The organism is Aquimarina sp. I32.4, assembly GCF_002924285.1.
Classification (GTDB): domain Bacteria; phylum Bacteroidota; class Bacteroidia; order Flavobacteriales; family Flavobacteriaceae; genus Aquimarina.
Map to the genome: position 1 here is coordinate 1 of NZ_PGUB01000048.1, position 20,528 is coordinate 20,528.

Annotated in this window: 21 protein-coding genes; all 21 read left to right on the plus strand. The window is 35.0% G+C overall.

Features of this window, described 5'->3' with window-relative positions:
* Positions 1-111: 111 nt before the first annotated feature.
* The 21 genes from CVD18_RS12050 to CVD18_RS12145 all read left to right on the plus strand — a co-directional run bounded on the left by CVD18_RS12050 (position 112) and on the right by CVD18_RS12145 (position 20,024).
* On the plus strand, positions 112-561 hold the full coding sequence (locus CVD18_RS12050; protein WP_103865696.1) for a nuclear transport factor 2 family protein: 450 nt from the start codon (positions 112-114) through the stop codon (positions 559-561).
* Positions 562-1,102: 541 nt separating this feature from the next.
* On the plus strand, positions 1,103-1,648 hold the full coding sequence (locus CVD18_RS12055) for an RNA polymerase sigma factor (RefSeq protein WP_103865697.1): 546 nt from the start codon (positions 1,103-1,105) through the stop codon (positions 1,646-1,648).
* Positions 1,645-2,061 (plus strand): hypothetical protein, encoded by a 417-nt coding sequence (locus CVD18_RS12060; RefSeq protein WP_103865698.1) that lies wholly within the window; start codon positions 1,645-1,647, stop codon positions 2,059-2,061. Before CVD18_RS12055 ends, CVD18_RS12060 begins: the two co-directional genes overlap by 4 nt.
* Positions 2,062-2,072: 11 nt before the next feature.
* Positions 2,073-2,294, plus strand: a complete 222-nt coding sequence (locus CVD18_RS12065) for a hypothetical protein (RefSeq protein ID WP_146052766.1) — start codon at positions 2,073-2,075, stop codon at positions 2,292-2,294.
* A 376-nt stretch (positions 2,295-2,670) separates the two neighbouring features.
* On the plus strand, positions 2,671-3,876 hold the full coding sequence (gene cbiE, locus CVD18_RS12070) for a precorrin-6y C5,15-methyltransferase (decarboxylating) subunit CbiE (protein WP_103865700.1): 1,206 nt from the start codon (positions 2,671-2,673) through the stop codon (positions 3,874-3,876).
* A gap of 112 nt (positions 3,877-3,988) precedes the next feature.
* Positions 3,989-5,839 (plus strand): precorrin-4 C(11)-methyltransferase, encoded by a 1,851-nt coding sequence (gene cobM / locus CVD18_RS12075; RefSeq protein ID WP_103865701.1) that lies wholly within the window; start codon positions 3,989-3,991, stop codon positions 5,837-5,839.
* The gene (locus tag CVD18_RS12080; RefSeq protein ID WP_103865702.1) at positions 5,836-6,567 is read left to right on the plus strand and encodes a precorrin-6A/cobalt-precorrin-6A reductase; all 732 of its coding nucleotides are present in this window, start codon (positions 5,836-5,838) and stop codon (positions 6,565-6,567) included. The genes cobM and CVD18_RS12080 overlap by 4 nt, the downstream gene beginning before the upstream one ends.
* Positions 6,568-6,570: 3 nt before the next feature.
* Positions 6,571-7,668 (plus strand): cobalt-precorrin-5B (C(1))-methyltransferase, encoded by a 1,098-nt coding sequence (locus tag CVD18_RS12085; protein WP_103865703.1) that lies wholly within the window; start codon positions 6,571-6,573, stop codon positions 7,666-7,668.
* Positions 7,665-8,378, plus strand: a complete 714-nt coding sequence (locus CVD18_RS12090) for a hypothetical protein (protein WP_103865704.1) — start codon at positions 7,665-7,667, stop codon at positions 8,376-8,378. Before CVD18_RS12085 ends, CVD18_RS12090 begins: the two co-directional genes overlap by 4 nt.
* A gap of 359 nt (positions 8,379-8,737) precedes the next feature.
* The gene (locus CVD18_RS12095) at positions 8,738-9,193 is read left to right on the plus strand and encodes a tRNA (cytidine(34)-2'-O)-methyltransferase (RefSeq protein ID WP_103865705.1); all 456 of its coding nucleotides are present in this window, start codon (positions 8,738-8,740) and stop codon (positions 9,191-9,193) included.
* A gap of 368 nt (positions 9,194-9,561) precedes the next feature.
* A complete protein-coding gene (locus CVD18_RS22605; protein WP_158250446.1) occupies positions 9,562-9,735 on the plus strand; it encodes a hypothetical protein in 174 nt (57 codons plus the stop codon).
* A gap of 85 nt (positions 9,736-9,820) precedes the next feature.
* The gene (locus tag CVD18_RS12100) at positions 9,821-11,932 is read left to right on the plus strand and encodes a sensor histidine kinase (RefSeq protein WP_103865706.1); all 2,112 of its coding nucleotides are present in this window, start codon (positions 9,821-9,823) and stop codon (positions 11,930-11,932) included.
* Positions 11,929-12,582 (plus strand): response regulator transcription factor, encoded by a 654-nt coding sequence (locus CVD18_RS12105; RefSeq protein ID WP_103865707.1) that lies wholly within the window; start codon positions 11,929-11,931, stop codon positions 12,580-12,582. Before CVD18_RS12100 ends, CVD18_RS12105 begins: the two co-directional genes overlap by 4 nt.
* A 405-nt stretch (positions 12,583-12,987) precedes the next feature.
* Complete coding sequence (locus CVD18_RS12110) at positions 12,988-13,791, plus strand: hypothetical protein (protein ID WP_103865708.1); 804 nt, start codon at positions 12,988-12,990, stop codon at positions 13,789-13,791.
* Between the two features lie 14 nt (positions 13,792-13,805).
* Positions 13,806-14,762, plus strand: a complete 957-nt coding sequence (locus tag CVD18_RS12115; RefSeq protein WP_103865709.1) for a caspase family protein — start codon at positions 13,806-13,808, stop codon at positions 14,760-14,762.
* Positions 14,763-14,791: 29 nt separating this feature from the next.
* The gene (locus tag CVD18_RS12120; protein WP_103865710.1) at positions 14,792-15,151 is read left to right on the plus strand and encodes a hypothetical protein; all 360 of its coding nucleotides are present in this window, start codon (positions 14,792-14,794) and stop codon (positions 15,149-15,151) included.
* An 11-nt stretch (positions 15,152-15,162) separates the two neighbouring features.
* Positions 15,163-15,939: a toll/interleukin-1 receptor domain-containing protein gene (locus CVD18_RS12125; RefSeq protein WP_103865711.1), complete on the plus strand. Its 777-nt coding sequence runs from the start codon at positions 15,163-15,165 to the stop codon at positions 15,937-15,939.
* Between the two features lie 17 nt (positions 15,940-15,956).
* Positions 15,957-16,310: a DUF6804 family protein gene (locus CVD18_RS12130; protein WP_146052767.1), complete on the plus strand. Its 354-nt coding sequence runs from the start codon at positions 15,957-15,959 to the stop codon at positions 16,308-16,310.
* 69 nt (positions 16,311-16,379) lie between these two features.
* On the plus strand, positions 16,380-17,639 hold the full coding sequence (locus tag CVD18_RS12135) for an APC family permease (protein WP_103865713.1): 1,260 nt from the start codon (positions 16,380-16,382) through the stop codon (positions 17,637-17,639).
* An 18-nt stretch (positions 17,640-17,657) separates the two neighbouring features.
* Positions 17,658-18,578, plus strand: coding sequence for a hypothetical protein (locus tag CVD18_RS12140; RefSeq protein ID WP_103865714.1), 921 nt, complete (start codon positions 17,658-17,660; stop codon positions 18,576-18,578).
* Positions 18,579-18,593: 15 nt separating this feature from the next.
* Complete coding sequence (locus CVD18_RS12145) at positions 18,594-20,024, plus strand: ion transporter (RefSeq protein WP_103865715.1); 1,431 nt, start codon at positions 18,594-18,596, stop codon at positions 20,022-20,024.
* Positions 20,025-20,528 lie beyond the last annotated feature (504 nt).

The window sequence follows — 20,528 nt, forward strand, 5'->3', positions numbered from 1 at the left end:
AGAAAGTATGAGTAATGAACTTATAAAATCTATAGTAAGTAATCATCACTACTTAGACGCATTTATGCGAAATTAATATCCGTAAATTGTATAATAATAAAAAAATAATATATGGTTAAAACAAAATTTATACTTCTCCTAGTAGTAGGACTGCTTGCAAGCAGTATGTATTCACAGCAAAATAAAGATACTATGACCAATCAAGAAATCGTTAAAAAGTTTTTAAACGGATTTAATGACCCAGCCAGAATTCAAGAATCATTAAGAGTACTCGCAGATGATTACAAGTTTAAAAACCCGATGGTAGAACTCAATTCAAAAGCTGAATTCATAGCATTAGCACAAGAAATAGGTGAGGTATTAACGGGAGTTAATGTAATCAATACCGCAGAAAACGGTAATTGGGTAGCCGCCTATTATGAATTTAAATCATCGATATCAGGCTTAGAAAGTAATATGGCATCAGAATGGTTCAGATTAGAAAAAGGGATCATTCGAGAATCTCATTTAATTTATGATGCTTCAGGGTGGAGAAAAGTATATGAGCAAATAAAAAAATAAAAACTACCTTCTTTTTCAAATTGAATTCTTTTAAACTTAAAAAGATAACAGCTCTTAAATTGAGGAGTTGTTATCTTTTGTTTAGACTATGGTTTATTTCTACCAAAATAAGAGTCTCTTCAAACTCCTTAAATATGGGGTAACACAAGAAATTGCATGTTCGTTTGCGCGGTTTTTCAGAACGCTAATAAAGGAAAATAGTATCGCGAGAATCTCTGTTGTAAATGTAAAACCGAAAAATTCTAAATGTAAAATGATAAAGTAAAAGCGTCTCACTACTCAATTCTAAATACTCAATACTATCTCTTAAATAATAAAGTAAAAAATATTGAACACCGAATACTGAACCCCCAATATCAAAGTTCGCCAACTACTCACTACTCACTACTCACTACTATCTTTTAAAATGTATCGAGAACAAATTATTTTGCGACAAAAACTTATATTAAATTCATGTCGACCAGAAAATAAAAGAGTCTAAAAATGCAATAAATTAAAAAAGCATCGTCTTTTTAATCAAAGCCCCTTCATAAAAGGTTTAATGGATTTAGAATCAGAAAATAGTAGAAAACTTAAAGATTTTTTTGGAAGAGAATATGAATCTCTCAAAAGGTATGTGAGCACTAAAATCAGTGACACAGCCAATCGGGATGCAGAAGATATAATCCAAGATGTAGCTTTAAAGCTATTTTCGGGAGCAGATAGGTATGCACCAATTAATAATGTAGCAGGTTTTGTTTACAGATCGATCAAAAACAAAATCATAGACGTTATGCGAACTACAAAAAAGACCAATTCTGTAGATACAGATAAAGACTTATTAGAATTAGCAGAAGCACTACATCAATCAAACGATAGCTATACCTCTGATCAGATGATAGCAGTATTAAAAACTTGCATCCAGCAGCTAAAACCAGCTTATAAAGACATCATTATAGCAGTAGATTTTGAAGGATATACCTATAGAGAGATTTCGAGAGAAACAGGAATATCGATAGGAACGCTAATGTCTAGAAGACATAGAGCCGTTGGAATATTATATAAAAAAATTGAATTAGAAATTAATAAAAAAAACAGGAAATCATGACAAGCTTTTTCACTCATAAGTTCAGAGAAAAATCACCTATAGAGATTGTAGGAATAATTATTTTTGGTGTAATTGCTATCACAGGATTAGCCATTTTATTTGGTTTTGTAATCATGTGGCTATGGAATTGGCTAATGCCAGATATTTTTGGACTCACTACCCTTACATACTGGCAAGCAGTAGGCTTGTTTATACTCCTCAAAATATTTCTTGGAGGTTGTTGTGGCGGTAGTAGCAAAAGCTCGTCAGAAAAATCAAAAGATGAATGTAAGAAAGATTCGAAAACTGATTTTTCAAAGTGGAAATACTATGATAAATTTTGGAAAGAAGAAGGAGATCAACATTACAAACAATATATAGAACGACAATTAAACCAAGCCCCAGAGGACCCCTCAGAATCAGATGTAGAATAATATTAAACCTTATGATGGAGTTACTAATATTTCAGACAGATATCAAGACAAAGAAAAAGGTGAAATCCTTAAAACCCATATTAAGCAATCATTCAGACATTATAGACTGGTCAATTGATCTCGAAGATATTGATAATGTACTTAGAATTGAAGCCACAGCAAACCTATCAGAAAAAGAAGTTATAGATCTGTTACAAGTAGAAGGCTTTTGTATTGAGACATTACCAGATTAAAGAAGAAGTGTCGTTACAGCTCAGAATCCATATAAGAAAACGCAACGCCTGTTCGAGTGATTTTTTGGAATACTAATCAGAGAAAATTTGTTGACAACCAACCATCTCGCCACTTCATTTTCTGTTCTCCCAGTACAAGCTGGGAACAAAGCAGTACTTATTACGTTGTGATAGATTTCAGTCAATCTACACTAGAATAGCAAATGCTTTGAAATACTGAATATTGAATATCGATTTTCTCAATTCTCAATTCTAATTACTCATTACTAAATAACAATCAACCAAATTTGATATAAATAATTGCAGACACCTTTTTATGTATATAAAACTCCCTAGCTTTGTAATCCCTGTCAAATTGATACAAGATTAATAGCACATGATGATTTTTTATGTAATAGGTATTGCAAACAAACCCTCAGACTTTATAGAAGCGCAACAGCAATATATGTCAAAAATCAATGTATTTAGTGGCGGAAAACGTCATTATGAATTGGTTAAAAAATCGCTACCACAAGATCATCAATGGATACCCATTCAATCCCCAATGGAAAAGGTATTTGAAGCCTATGAGGAAACAAACCAACCTATTGTTGTTTTTGCCTCAGGAAATCCACTGTTTTACGGCTTCTCCAATACATTACAAAACAAATATCCAAATGCTCAAATTATAACGACTCCTTATTTTAGTGCCATTCAGTTACTAGCAAATGCAATGAGTATCAATAGTAATTCTCTGCAAACGATAAGTGTTCATGGCAGAACATGGCAAGCACTAGATACAATTCTTATGCAGCAAAAAGAACTTATAGGAGTACTCACCGATACCAAGAAAACACCAGCCCGTATTGCCAAGAGGATGCTAGATTACGGATATGATAATTATAAGATGTATGTAGGAGAAGATATAGAAGGAGCACAAGAAAAATTTTATGAGTTATCACTAGAAGAGGCCTCGGTAACAGAGTTCTATCCTTTGAACTGTATGTTACTTAAAAAAGAATCCCATAGACATATTGATTTTGGGATACAAGATCAGGACTTTGTAGGATTGCCCAACAGGCCCAAAATGATTACCAAAATGCCAGTTCGATTAACCACATTACATTTTCTAGACATTTTAAAAACAGAAACCTTTTGGGATATAGGGTTTTGCACAGGATCAGTAAGTATTGAAGCCAAATTGAGAAATCCCAACATAGATGTAATCTCTTTCGAAAAAAGACCCGAATGCAAGGACATTCTTCTAGAAAACCAAAAACGCTTTGGCATTCTTGGAATTGAGGCTGTAATGGGCGATTTTTTTGAACAAGACCTAAGTCGTTTTCCAACTCCTGACACCATATTTATAGGAGGACACGGGGGCAAACTAGAAGCATTATTTATCAAAATTGCCCCTTTTATACATCCTCAGACAACCATTGTAATCAATGCCGTACAAGAAAGCTCAATCCAAGCATTCAAAGCAGGATGCAAGCACATAGCATATAACATTGCAGAAGAATGTATCATAGCCGTAGATCAGCATAACCCAATAACCATACTCAAAGCAAAAAGTAACAAAACAACCATAAAAACACCCTAAATCAAAGTAACTTCTGGTATCTTTGTCAATGATAGTAATAACAGACAATTTGTTTTTATTACGGTAAAATCAAAACGATAAATAGCACAATAGCTTCTTCTAAGAAAAACACATGTCAGAACACACTATAAAAGTAGCCATACTTTGTTTTACAGATCAAGGCGTATCGATTGCCAAAACATTGCAAAAAGAATTCTATCGCTCCAGGCTTTTTACCACTAGAAGTATAGAAACAGCTAAAGATATAAAGCAAATAGATTCGGTATCAGAATTGATGCAAACATCTTTTCATACCTATGATGCTTGGATTTTTGTAGGAGCATTAGGAATCTGTGTACGCAGTATAGCTGGGTATATCAAAGATAAAGCAACAGACCCAGCCGTAATAAATGTTGATGACCAAGGCAAGTTTGCACAAGCCGTACTCAGTGGGCATATAGGCAAAGCCAATACACTCACCGCTCAAATAAGTAGAATCCTCAACGCACAAGCCGTATTATCTACATCCAGTGATTTACAAGAACTATGGGCTTTAGACACACTCGCAGAAACATACAAGTGGAAAACAAAAAGTAGTATTCCCCTTAATACCATCATCTCATTATTTGTCAATAGAAAACCCACCGCATTAGTTGTAAAAGTAAAAGACAAAGGAACGCAGTATCTAGAAAAAACATGTCCAGATTTTGTAGATATCTACTATACAATAGAAGATTGCGATACAACACAATACGAATTACTTATATATGTAGGGTATGAGGAATTATCCACAGCAATAGCAACACTAGCATTCTATCCCCCGTGCATTGCATTAGGTAGTGGGTGTGCAAAAGACATAGAGCCTCATTTATTTATAGAAGGAATCACACAAGAGCTCAAAAAACAAGGAATTGCTATAGAAAGTCTATGTGGTATAGGCTCAGCAACCATCAAAAATGAAGAGCAAGCCTATCTTGATTTTGCAGAAGAACAAGACTTTCCGTTTATCACCTATTCAGGAGAAGAGCTCAATACAATCACAGTAGCCAATCCATCAGAAGTAGTAAAGAAAAAAGTAGGAGTCTACGGAGTTTCAGAAGCCGCCGCCGCATTAATTTCGGGTCAGTCAGTATGGATGACAGAAAAAACAAAAAGCATTACCCCGTCTGGTAAGAAATTTACCTATGCGCTAAGTATATTGAAGAATTATGAACGCAAAGCCAGTATAGCCATAGTAGGAGCAGGATCAGGAGACCCAGAACTATTGACACTAAAAGGGCAATACATCCTAGAAAACGCAGACTGTATCCTATATGCAGGAAGTCTGGTGCCAGAAGCCTTGACACATATGGCAAAAGAAGGAGCACTAGTACGTAACTCGGCCTCGATGACACTAGAAGAGCAAGTAGCTATCATGGATCAGTATTATGCAGAAGGTAAATCTATCGTACGCCTGCACTCAGGAGACCCATCTATATATGGAGCTATACAAGAACAGATGACTATTTTTGATGAAAAAGGATATGAGTATTATATCGTTCCTGGAATATCATCATTTCAGGCCGCCGCCGCATACCTCAAATCAGAATTTACCATACCAGAAGTAGCACAAACCATTATCCTTACCCGTGGTGAAGGAAACACACCAATGCCAGAGCACGAAAAAATTGCTGATATGGCAAAGTTAAGAGCTACTATGTGTATTTTCTTGAGTGTAGGTATTGCCAAAAAAATACAAACACAACTATTAGAACATTACCCAGCAAACACCCCACTAGCAGTATTATATCGAGTAAGTTGGGAAGATGAACAGGTGTGGACAGGAGAGCTGTCACAACTCACCACGATTATCAAAGAAAATAAACTATCACGCACCGTACTTATAGTAGTAGGAGAAGCCGTAGGAGCCCGTAAAAACAGATCGTGGTTATATGATGACAAATGGCATCATATCTTTAGGAAAAAAGAAAAACAAATCAAATGATACTCGTTTTCGGAGGCACTACAGAAGGGAAACAGGTCGCCAAAATATTAGACGAATTACAATCCCCATATTATTATTCTACAAAAACCAAAGTAGCATATACAGGAAAAGGAACTCCTATACACGGGGCAATGACAAGAGAAGACATAGAAAATTTTTGTCACAAGCATACAATTACGCATATCATCAATGCATCACATCCTTTTGCAGTACAATTGCACCAAACAATTGCCGCACTTTCGTTGCCCATACCCTTGATACGTTTTAACAGAAAATTTGCTCCCAGAGTAATTCACCCTCTGGTGACATATGTGGATAGTTTTGAAGAAGCAATAGCACATTTCAAAACAAAAAACTATCATTCATTACTAGCATTATCAGGAGTTCAAACCATAGAAAAATTAAAAACATATTGGAGAAACTATACCACATGGTTTCGTATTCTGGATAGAGATACCTCTAGAGTTATTGCTCATCAGGCAAATTTTCCTGAGAAGAATTTACTATATGGATATCCACAAACCAAAGATGAAGAGATAGAACTATTCAACAAACTAGCCCCCGATGTGATCCTTACCAAAGAAAGTGGAAGCAACGGAAAATTAGACCAAAAAATAGCAGCAGCACAAGCAGTAGAAATTCCGATAGTCATTCTCAAAAAGCCCAAACTTTCTAATCGGTATCTTTGTATAGACACCACAACAAAATTAATCGATATTGTAAGCTAACCTTTGGGAGAATTACAAGACATACCAGACAAACCACTACGCAGAGGATACACCACAGGAGCCTGTGCAACTGCCTGCACCAAAGCAGCATTATGGAGTTTGGTTACTCAACAAAAAATAACCCAAGTACAAGTACAATTACCCATAGGAGAAGAAGTAACTTTTCAAGTACGATGTATCTCGATTACCTCAGAAAAAGCAACCTATAGCACCATAAAAGATGCAGGAGATGACCCCGATGTAACCCATAATGCAGAGATTATAGCAATCATATCCCTTGATGATACAGGAACAATTAGGTTCAAAAGAGGAGAAGGAGTAGGATTGATCACCTTGCCAGGGCTAGAAATCCCTGTAGGAGAACCAGCAATCAATCCCGTGCCCAGAGATATGATGCGAGTGGTATGCCAAAAAATACTATCCGATTACCAACTCGAAAAACGAGGAGTAAACATAACCATCGCAGTAACAGATGGTGAGAAAATAGCCAAAAAAACATTAAATAGTCGATTAGGAATACTGCATGGCATCTCGATATTAGGAACTACAGGTATCGTCACACCATTCTCTGCCGCTTCATACATAGCCAGTATTCAACAAGGAATCGATGTCGCTATCGCAAACGGAGAAACAGAGTTATTAATCAACTCAGGAGGGCGAAGCGAGAAAATGCTGAAAGCCATATTCCCCGATATCACAGAAGTATCATGTATTCATTATGGCAACTGGATACAAGAAACGTTTGAAAAGATTTACCAATCCCCGCAGATCACCAAAGTAGCCATGGGGATCATGTTGGGCAAAGCCACAAAACTGGCACAAGGCAGAACCAATACCCATAGTGGGAAAACGACCTGGGATAAAAATTTTATATACCAATTAGCAAAAGAAGCAGGGTATTCTGAGCAAGTAGCCAGTAAAGTTTTAGTACTAAATATGGCTGGGCGTTTACGAGAAATTTTTACTTTTGCAGCACAGGAAAAATTTTATCAAAAACTAGCAGAACAATGTCATTATCATTGTCAGAAAATAGCCCCGCATATAGCACTCACTATCTATCTGATTAATACTGATGGCAACTATATAACCTATACCTTATGAACGTAATGAACCTTGTAAGACCCCTAATTGCAGGAGTACTACATTCCTTTGAACCCGACCACATGTCAGCAGTATCCGTATTGGCAGCAGAAAATGTTATTCAGAAAAAGAAAATGTCTTTCAAGACAGCAATCACAGCCTCACAATGGGCATTGGGGCATTCTGTAACCTTACTTCTTTTCGGGGGGATTGCCTTATTATTCAGAACCGCATTACACGCTTTTGTACAAAGCATCTCTTTCTGGGCAGAATTTTCTGTAGGACCTATTATGATATGGCTAGGTGTTATGGCAATTAAAAGAAACCATAAGATCAATGAGATGATGGCAGATCACAAAAAGATAGAAGAGCATGATCACGTTGCAGGGAACCCGATTCACCTACATGGTAAAAAAGGTGAAGAAATTGCCATGAATCCCATGAATAAGTCTTTTTGGGTAGGCATGGTACATGGATTAGCAGGAACAGGAGGAGCACTTACTTCAGCATTGGTCATTAGCGCAAACACCATATCAGATGCTATTTTTATATTGATAATAGAATCCGTAGGGATAATTATTTCTATGGCAGTATATAGTTATGTATTGATTTTTGCCATGAGTCGTTTTATAGAGCGTAATGTAGCAGTATTCAAATGGATGAATGCCGTTGTAGGAATACTCTCTGTTTTAATTGGTATAACCGTATTGCACAGTGTGCTTTTTGCATAAGTTGTAGGTTCTCGATACACCACTATGACGGCGTATTCGAGGTGACAAATAATAGTAATACTAATAGGATAATGTTTGTTTGAGTGTTTTCCATCAAGTACCAACTGTCAACGACTCATTACTTCATTTTCTGTCCTCTCAGCGTAGGCTGAGAACCAAGGAGTACCTATTGCGTTGTGATAGATTCTGGTCTACACTGAAATGATAATGTAAAAAAACCGAACACACAATACCAAAGTTTTCAAATAACCATCAACCATCTTACGACGAATCAATCTTTGTGACAAAAAAAGAGCATTTTATTATGGTACATTCAAATGATAAATAGTATTATTGACGTATTAAAAATAGAATAAAACATGCCGTATAATATTGTACTTGTTGAACCCGAGATACCAACGAACACTGGTAATATAGGGAGGCTTAGTCTAGCATCAGGATCAAACTTACATTTGGTAAAACCGTTTGGTTTTGAATTAAGTGATTCGCGATTAAAAAGAGCAGGATTAGACTATTGGAAACATATTTCGGTACATATCTATGACAGTATCGATGAATTTTATGCTGTGAACAAAGATAAGAACATGGTATACCTATCAAGTCATGCAGAAAAAGATCATTATGCAATCCCTTATGAAGACGATATGTTTTTTGTGTTCGGAAAAGAATCTGTAGGGCTTCCAGATGATATAACCACTCAATACCCAGACAAGTTATATAAAATCCCCATGTATAGTGACAAAATAAGAAGCCTTAATCTAGCTAATGCGGTAAGCATAGTTGTATACGAAGGAATACGAAATAGTATAATTTAGACTTCAAACACCCACTCACGCGTCTTTTTGACGAAGTGTTTAGCTTTGTCAGTTGAATTTTTAGGTCTTTGAGTTAAAATTTTAACTCAGTTTGTTGAAATTTCAACCCCTAAAGCTGAATTTTTAACTCATCGGGTTAAAAACTTCGTCTTTTTTGCTAAACGGAACGTCTTTTTGACCCAACAGAAGGTCTTTTGGGTGAAACGGGTATCAAAATCCCCCTCATTTTTTACCAATTACTATAGTTTTTGCCCATTAGATAGTAAAACTCCATAGAACTGAGGATACAATACACCCTGTTCTGACGATTGATCCCATGCTTTGTATATACGAGATTTGTAGTATTAAATAATTTAAAAAACTATAAGATGAAAAAACAAAACATGAGCAACCAAGAAACAGAACAAGTAGCGGCAACTGCAAAATCAGGAATCACACCAGATCCAAACCACCAAGATACCCCTAAACCAGATGGAGGAGATACAGGCTCTAATGAAAGAGAAGATGAAGACGAAAAACCAGGAGATAATATCTTTAAATAAGAGATTGGGATATAAAAGGCTTTCTATATCTTTAGTATAAGGATAGAAAGCCTTTTTTGTTAACCACATAAATGTATGCTACTACATGAGAAAAATAAAACAGCTGCTACTATTAGTTTGTATGATATCAAGTGTTTTAGGATTTAGCCAACATTCAAAAACCATAGATAGTTTACAGCTATTAATATCCAAACAAAAAGGAATCAAACGTGCCCAAACCTTAAATGAATTGTCCTGGCAATACGCAAAGAAAAATGATTCATTGGCAATAGCGTATGCACAACAGGCAAGAAAAAGTAGCGATTCTCTGGGATATACTGCAGAATTGGCCACGAGCTATATACGATTAGGAACTGTGTATCTAAATGCTAATCGGTTTCAAGAAGCAGAAGATAACTTAAAAATAGCCTTGCAACTAGAAGAGAAAGAAAATAATATCTCAGGCATTGCCAGAGCGAAAATACAATTAGGAAAGTTGTATAAAAAATTAAGAAACTATGATAAAGCAATCCAATTGTACAATGAGTGTATAGTCATTCAAGAGCAACAGGAAAATAAAAAAAAGATAGCCAGAATTTATGGTAACCTTGGATCTCTCTATGAAGATAGAAATGATCCTATAAAAGCATTAGAATATTACCATAAGAGTATAAAATTTAGAGATTCTATAGGAGATAAAAAAGGGTTAATTATTTCGTATAAAAACATAGGGGCATTTTATAATGATTTAAAACAATATCAAAGAGCCTTGATAGAACTAAAAAAAGGACAAAAGTTAAGTTTAGAATTAAAAGACTCTATTCAGTTGGCTAGTATTTTAAATAATGAAGGGTTGTCCTATAACCATCTGCAAAAACTAGATTCAGCACTTATCTGTTTTAACCATAGCTTAGTTATTAAAGAGAAAATTAATGATAAAAATAAAGAGGCTGTATATAATAATATTGGATTAATAAAAGAGAAAAAAAATAAACTAGAAGAGGCTATAAATTTTTATAATAAAAGTATTGCAGTAGCTGTACAGAATAATAATTCAATCCAATTAATAGATACATATCATCTATTGGGTAGAACATACAAGAAAAAAGAGCAATATAACAAAGCCTTGGCCTATTATTTTGATGCTTTGCAACTTGCAGAAAAATATCACAAAGAATATCGAAGATTAGATGTTTTATCAGGGATAGGAGAAGCTTATGAGCAGTTGCAAGACTATAGAAACGCACATGTCTATAACGAAAAACATATCACATTAAGAAACCAAATAGAAAAAAAAGCCAGAGAGAACGAACAAGCAATACAGATGTTGAATGAAGAACGGCATAAGAACAAGCTCTTACAAATAGAAAAACAAAAAACAGAAGCAGAAAGCAAAACAAAAAACACACAGCTAACATTTTTGTTAATAGGAAGCGCATTGATGGTTATATTATTTTTTGTACTATTTAGAAGCTACCGATTAAAAAAGCAAAACCAGATTGCAATACAAAACGAAAAAATAAAACAAGGGGAAATAGAAGAATTACTAAAAAATCAAGAACTAAAATCTATACACGCAATGATCGATGGGCAAGAAAAAGAACGCAAACGAATTGCGCAGGATTTACACGATCGATTAGGCAGTATGCTATCTGTAGTCAAAATTCATTATAAATCTGTAGAAGACAATCTAGAAAAAATGAAAGCAGATTCCAAAACACAATACGAGAAAGCCAATGAATTACTAGATGAAGCCTGTGTAGCCGTACGAGAGATATCTCATAATATGGTATCAGGAGTACTCACCAAATTTGGACTCATTCCTGCATTACGCGAATTAAAACAAAATCTGGAAAGCACGGGTACTTTAGAAATAGAGTTGATAGACTACGGATTTGATGACCGAATAGACAACGAACTAGAAATTAATATCTATCGTATTATTCAGGAATTGATAGGAAACATCCTTAAGCATGCCAATGCCAAAGAAGTAAGCATACAACTACTTAAAAGAGAAACAACAATCAACATTACCGTAATCGATGATGGAGATGGTTTTGATACCACAGCCATAGCCAATTATTCTGGAATGGGAATCAAAGGAATACAATCCAGAGTAGAAAATTTACAAGGAGAAGTAGCATTTGATTCTGGTAGAGGAAATGGTACTACCGTTACCATCGATATCCCTGTTGATCCAAAAAAACATACATTATGACATATACCAAACCAATAAAAGTACTCATAGTAGATGACCACCAAATTGTGATCGATGGCATTCGTTCTTTATTAAAAACCAGTCATGATATCCATATTGTAGGAGAAGCTCTTCATGGCAAAGAAGCGTTAGATATACTAGCCACCAAAGAAGTCGATATCATTATTCTGGATATAGAAATGCCGATAATGGGAGGAATAGAAGTTACCAAAATAGTCAAAGAAAAATATCCAGATACTAGAGTATTGATACTTACTATGTACGATACACTCGAATTTGTACAACAAGCAACAGAAATAGGGGCAGACGGCTATATCCTAAAAAATAAAGGAGCCGAAGAACTAGAGCAAGCATTGCAAACATTGGCCAAAGGTGATGAATATTACGGTAAAGAAGCCAATAAAACATTGCGAACAGGCGTGCGGAAAAAAAAGAAAGGAGATCAAGACAAAATACAACTCACCAAGAGAGAACGCGAAGTATTACAGCTAATAGCCGAAGGAAATACCACCCCACAAATAGCCAAAAAATTGTTTATAGCCCATAGTACTGTAGAAACACACAGGCGTAACCTTATAGAAAAAACACAAGTAGAACACTCTACCAAAGGACTTATTAAATATGCAATTCAAAATGACTATATAAAGTAATATCCTGTGTCTTTTTATAGTGAAACAAAGAAAAACTAGACCAGTTACACGTTGAATTTAGTGTAAAAAAGAAAATCAACTATTTTTTGTTTATGCAAAGAAGAAAAAGTCAGCATAGCCATAGCTACGGTTAATTTTTATTCTGAAGCATAGGCGAAAAAGAGAATTTTATTGCGGTAAATTCAACGTGTAAATGGTATTACATCGAGAATTGATATTTTTTATAACCCCAGTATACACTGGGGTTTATTTATGGATTTTTGCCATTCCAGCGCAGGTAGGAATCCATAAAATACATGCTATAAATATCCTCAGTTCTGAGGATAAAATTTCCATAATACTGCTGTTTTACAGGAGCTTTTATAAGCTCAACTTTGTAAGTATAAATAACTAATCATACTTATAATGCAAAGTTTACAGATAGAATATTCAAAAGAGGTAGCCCGCGAATTAGGAAAAATAGCAGTATACCTGCCAGGAGAAGACGTGGCAGTAGGAGATATACTTACTTTTCCTTTTGGTAAAAGAGGATTACTTAATAAAACAGCTCCGTTAGGGAGTTTTCAAAGGATTACCAGTCTTAAAAACCTAAGAATAGGACAGCCAAAAGTCAGGCAATCAGAAAGCCCTGACAGCTATCGGTTTACCAGTAAAAAAGCCGTTCAGTTTAATTTTGGAACCAAAGCACAGGCAGACCTAGCCAACAATGCACTACCCAAGGCAAACGGAGAATTGCAAATCAAACTATCGGCAGAAGGAGCCATCTGTTTTTTTGCCCTTAATTGTACCAAAACATCTCTAGAAGACATCACCGCTCTAGAAAACGAAATCAATGCCAAAGGAAAAAAAATGCTGTGGGAAGATACCTATTTGGTAACCTCGGTAACGACCGCCCAAAAAGCATTGATCATACAATCCAAAAGTAATGAATCAGAACTTACACTAGCGGGAGAAGTACAAGGACTACAATCCAGTAGTTTGATGAATCTGCATGCCAATGCAGGGATACATATCAAAAAGCAAAAAGGAAATATGTTTATCAAAGACTGGTCAGATGATGTAACCGTATTTATGGATTTGATGAAGTTTGAAAAAGAAACCTTCGGAACCAAGAACAATCATTTCTCTACAGAAGCATCTGATCAGGATGCCATACGATTACACCCCGTTTCTATTTCAGAATTAATAGAAGACACCAACATATTATAAAACTATCCATTACTATGAGAAGAGCACTAATTGTAGGTATTAACCATTATACCAATGCCCCACTAAAAGGATGTATCAAAGATGCCGAAAAAATGAATACTGTATTAGCTACTAATGCAGATGGCTCACCAAATTTTGATTGTAAGTTACTGGTAAGTTCAGAAGGCGCAAAATACCCAATCACAATACCCAAACTCAAAAAGCATATCCATACCCTGTTTAATCAAGAAGCAGCAATAGCGGTTCTCTATTTTTCGGGACATGGAGCAAGCACAGAGGTAGGAAGTTATCTGGTAACTCAGGATGCCCATAAATATAACGAAGGAGTCTCGCTACAAGAGATCATCAATATGGCAAATAACTCCAAGGTCAAAGAAGCAATCATTATGCTCGATGCATGTTACAGTGGGCATATGGGAAATCTCATTGAATTCGGAAACAGAAAAGTAGTACTTCGGGAGGGAGTCTCTATTCTCACTGCCAGTAGAGATACACAGTTTGCAGTAGAAAGAAACGGATCGGGATTATTTACTTCTATAATCTATGAGGCGATGAATGGAGGAGCTTCTGATATTTTAGGCAATATAACCGTAGCAGGTACTTATTATTTTGCCGATCAATTATTGAATTCATGGGAGCAACGCCCCATTTTTAAAACGCATGTATCCAAGATGACTCCCCTGCGATACTGCCCGCCAAAAGTACCATTACAGGTTCTTAGAAAACTAACACTGTATTTTGAACAAAAAGGCGAAGCACTACAACTAAGTCCGCTATATGAAGAAAGTATGGAACCCCGAAATGAGGTTTTTGAGCAGATCATGTCACACTTGCGACTGTTTCATACCAATGGATTACTAACCCCTGTAGGTACTTTGTTTATGTATGATGCCGCAAAAGATAACAAAACATGTAAACTCACGACACTAGGAAAATTCTATTGGGATCTCGTATACAAAAAGCAGTTGTAACCAATACACTCATAACAAAATATAAACAGATGAAAAACATACGTATATCCTATAAATGGATCAGTCTGATCCTCGCAGTAGGCATTCCCCAGTTGTTGTATGAGATTGTAAAAGAATGTAGCGGATTAACAGGAGCGATGGCAATTACTCATACCCTTAAATATTTAGGATTCAATATCCATATGGAAGTAGGAGTAAAAACACTCATCATTACAGGAGTACTCTCTTTTATACTATCAGAATGGCTTCTTGTAAAATATTATAAACACAAATTAGAAAGAGATATCGTAAAAAGAAAGGCAAATACAGTTCTCAAAGTACTGTGTCTTATAGAGACATATAATATCCCTGTCTCCTTAAAAAAAGTATTAAAAACCTATTTTTTATAAATCTAACACTTATGAATACACTAGAAAAAAAGAACCTGTCACAAGAAATATCACTCTATACATTTGCAAAATACAAACCCGATGAAATCCTAAAAAAGATGAAGGGATATGGAGTACCTATACCAGATGATATACCGATAAAGAGACAACAGATCACCAAGATATTACAACAGCAAGAAGACCAGATATTGCAAGCAATACAAAAAGCAGAACAGATTAGGCCATTGATGGTACCGTCTGCTCCCCCAACAACAATAACACAAACAACAACGGCACCAGCTCAACCAGTAAAGCCCAGAAAAATATTCATTAGTCACTCAAAAAAAGACCTAGTCTATGTACAGCAGATTATCAATGTACTAGAAAAAGTAGGGATAGAAAGTCATCAGATTTTTTGTAGCTCTTATGTGGGGTACGGAACCCCACTAGGGTCAGATTACCTCAAAGTGCTCAAAGAAGAATTACAAGGAGATACATTGGTTTTGTTTGTCTTATCTCAACATTTTTTTGATAGCAAAATATGTCTTTGCGAGATGGGGGCTACATGGATACTTACTCAAAAGCACATTCCCATATATATTCCACCCTTTACACCAGAAAATGTGGGAGGTGTACTTCCTACCACCCAAGGAATGCAGATCAATAAAAAGCGACAACTGATTATACTAAAAGAACGACTCGAAAAAGAATTCGAGATACAGAAACAAATTTCTTTTATGAAGTGGGACCGACAAATAGACGACTCGCTGAGAGTCATTAATGAAGCATTAAAACAAGCTCTTTTATAAACCAAAAACAAAAGGATATGATCACAAAATACAGTTCGTTGCTATGTGCCTGCTTCTTAATAATAGCCCTCTTTTACCTCCCAGCCTCGTATTATATGTTTCTTAGAATCATAGTAGCCTTAGGGGCTATATTAATCATTATACGCAGTAGCATCCAAAAAGAATATGCATGGGGAGCAGTGTTTGTTATTATAGGAATACTTTTTAACCCCTTTATTCCCATATATCTATATCAAAAAAACAAATGGATATGGGTAGACCTATTCGTAGCCTTTTTATTTCTGCTTGATTTTTATCCGCGCAAACGCAAAGAAAAAGTAGCGCATAAAAAACCAACGATCCGCACATATGATAGAGATAGAATCTATTAGATATAACTATCAAATTAGTATCCCCGCCCTAATTAAAAACCATAATACATCATAAAAAAATAAATACTCATGGAACTATTACAACAACTAACCAAAAAGAAAGAAGAAATTACAGAAGTAAAAAACGGAGTAGCAGTAAACCCGATAGATAAGACCAATCAGGCATCGGTAGCTTATGAAGACTCAAAAGCATGTGGTGGTAGAACCCCCAACCTCAAAGCCTCTTTAGAAACACTATACGAACAATTTTTTACCAAAATAAAAGCAGATGGCTTTGAGCAACAGCAATTAAAACAACCTTATATCACTGAGACAGAAAGCCTAGAAGAAAAACTAGCGCACAAAGAGGAAGAAATCAAAAAGGTAACTCAGGAACAAGATAGCTTACAATCTCAAATCAATGCGCTTCATCAAGAAAGTATACTGGCTATAAAAAATCCAGAAACGCTAGAAGAGATAAAACCAAAATCCAATATAAAGTTATGGATGGGGTTGGTATTTCTGATCCCATTGAGTGCCTATATATTTATCTTTTATATCTCTACCGCATACTCTGCATTTTTCAAAGTTTTTGATCCTAATATCAGTCTTTTTCATACCATTTTTGAACCCAAAGCAATAGAAAGAGCATTTGAAGCAGGGTGGATGGAAGCTGGTTTTGTGATTTTGATTCCCTTTGTATTCTTCTCTCTAGGATATCTGATCCATATGTTCTGGAGTCAAAATAAGATCAGTAGTTATATCAAGGTAGGCGCGCTACTTATCATCACCCTATCTTTTGATGTAATCCTCGCATATCTCATAGATCAAAAAGAATACAACTTTAACAAAACACCAGAATCTCCGGAGTTTACTATTAGCATGGCACTAGAAAGCCCTACTTTCTGGTTGATCATCTTTGCTGGGTTTGTCTCCTACTTTATATGGGGGCTTGTATTTGATATGGTAATGATAGAAAATGCAAAAAGAGATACCATGCAGTTTTTTAGAAAAAATCATCAAGAAAAAGTAAAACAGAAAAATAAATTACTCGGCAAAACAAAACAAAAGTTAGACAATCTAGAAGAAGAGAGCGAAACCTATAAGGTGAGATTAAAAGAACTAGCATGTATTATAGAAGGATTTATTCTTCCAATTCAGAACTATAAAGTATTTGCGATAGCCTATCTAAAAGGGTGGCAAAAATATATTGCGGCAGAACTACCAATGGGGCAAGAAGAAAAAATAAACCTGCTAGAAGAGTGTGGAGTCGTCTATCAATCCCATATCAAATCCCTTGATCTAGAGGCAGACGACTACCAGAATAAAATATATACCACAGTACTATAACCCATAACATACAAACAGATGAAAACTATAATTATACCCACCATTGCAACCCTATTCCTACTAAGTAGTTGTACCAATACACAGACAAATGATACGCTTATAGCAGAAGCTCGTGTTGTTTCTGCTAATAAGGGGGGAATCCCTGATTTTATATGTAAAAACACTAGAAATAACCTTAATATAAGTGTGTTACTCGATTTGTCAGACAGAATAGGATATCCTAACCAAAGAGAAAACGATCTAAAACATATACAGAGTATTTCTAAAATATTTAAAAATCATGTGATGCAGAAAAAATCAATTCTATTAGAAGATCACTTACAAGTCTTTTTTGAGCCCGACCCATCACCTGATAAAACCGATGAGATTATTACTAAGCTCAAGTTTGGGATTACCAGAAAAACCAATACAGCCACCATACAGTCAATAGAAAAAAAATATAAAGAGCTTCCACCTAAATTATATGAGTGGGCAGATGAAGCCTCACATACCAAAAAGGGAGCAGATATATGGCGTTTTTTTAAAGACGATGTAACAGGCTATTGTATAGAAGAATGTCATAGAAATATACTAATCATCCTTACCGATGGGTATTTATACCATAAAGACAAAAAACAAAAGAATAAAAATAGAACCACCTATATCAATCAAAAATTACTAGCACACCCTACTTTGAATACGCCTGATTGGGAGACTTTTATAGAAAAAAGAGATATGGGGATTTTATGGAACGAAAAACCCATATTGAAGAATCTTGAAATTCTTGTTCTGGGAATCGATAGGCACGAAAGCAAGAATAGCAATGCAGAAGAAATTATAAGCTATTATTGGAGCAATTGGTTTAAAGAAATGGGAGTTCAAAAATTCAAAATAAAAAGAACAGGTAAACCCGCACATCTAGAAAAAGTAATACAAGACTTTATACACAATAAATATTAATAGGCACTATCGATTATGCAAATAAAATCGTTTTTATACTATTGGTTATCGAGTGATAAAAACCCTAGAAGATATCTGGTAGACCTGTTTATAACATTAGTTATTTTTACTTCTATTCTGTTACTATGTATAGAAAGTATCAAGGGGGAGCTGTCATATAAGCTGACCATTATTGATCATTGTGTTATCATAATTTTTATAATAGAATACCTCGCGCGTTTTTATATCTGTAGTCATTTTAGAAAAGATTGTAAAGAAAAAGGAATCTTTTATGCTATAAATCAAAAAGCCAGGTGGATGCTTAGGTGGTCTTCTATTTTTGATTTTTTGGCAATCCTACCAGCAGTACATTATTTTAAGACCTTTAGAATGCTTAAATATTTAAGATTACTTCGGGTAATACGGCTTTTTAAAGCATTTAGAATTATCAGGGATATGCATAAACTGGTTATTATTTTAAGAGGAATGCGAGAAGAGAACAGGGTCTTCTCTATATTTTTTGTAGCAACAGCAGTCTTATTATTGGCTACCACATTTGGGTTGTATATATCAGAAAATCCCTCTGGTAGCCAAACATTTTCATCCTATACAGATAGTTTGGTATATGCATTAAAAACAGTAGAGTTGATGGATGATACCCCAACGACGAATACGGGTAAAATTTTGTCAGGATTGCTACTATTCTCTAATATGGCCATTTTCGGTTTTTTTGTTTCAATCACTATTAATAAAATCAAACTTGTCATGGATACACTAACCTCAGGAAAAATTCAAAAACTAAATCTTACAGATCATACCGTATTATGTGGATATACCAAATCCTCACAAAATGTTATAGAAGATCTGCTAAAAGACAGAAGAAATCATAATAATGTAGTGCTAATCACTACAAAACCAATAGAAGATATCTCAGGTGTCATCTATGTAAATGCAGATTATACAGAATACCAAAGTTTGGAAAAAGTAAATATTGCCAAAGCAAAAAATGCAATCGTATTTGCAGAATCCAGAGAGCATGATACGAATAAGGATATTGATTTGCGAACAGTGATGACCGTTTTTCATATAGAAAAAATGGCACCTCAGGTACATACCATTGCAGAAATCAATGACGAGCAGAATGCAGAAATTATACAAGATAAAATCAATGGAGATGAGATCATTTATAAAGAATTGATAGATGCCAGAATTATAGGTAGCTGTATAAAAAACCCAAATATATCAAACCTCTTTTATGCGCTTTTTGAAAACAAAGGAGACTGTATTCAAAACACCACATTAGCCAATCTCAATATAACCACCTCGGTAAATGTAAAAAAACTGAAACACCTTTTTATAGAGCAGGATAAAACATTTTTGGGAGTCATAGACACACAAAAAAAAGCATATCTATCTCCTCCAAATACCATGATAATTACCAGTAATCACCAACTGATTTATATCTAGTTTTCTCTTTGTTATGATAGAAAATTACATCAAAAAAAGCTATAAAAAAACCTGTAAAAGACTGTGTTTTTGGTGAATTTAAAGCCTCTTTTGAAGCGATTTTTTGAGGTCTAAGCGACCAAAAAATGCCTTCTTAGAGTAAAAAAATCGGCACCTAAGACGAGAAAAATCGACATCTTAGATGCCGATTTTTCTCGTCTTAGGTCAGTTTTGGTGTTTTTGATAAAAATGACCTAAAAAGCTCGTTTTCTTAGGGAGTATGTGTGTTGTAGTAAACAAAGAGAGGTGTGTAGCGACCTCTTTTTCTATGGGTAAGAAATAGTGTTTTTAAAACATTAAAACATACAATAAACCTCAGAGTATGTTTGATCCAAAAAGGAGTAATCATTTTGTTGATTATAGAGTAGATAGCTATCTGTATTTTATAGACCAATACGATTGTAATACCAAAGACCGAAGTAGGATTGCATTTTGATATAGAGAGTATTTTTCTGTAATTTCTTA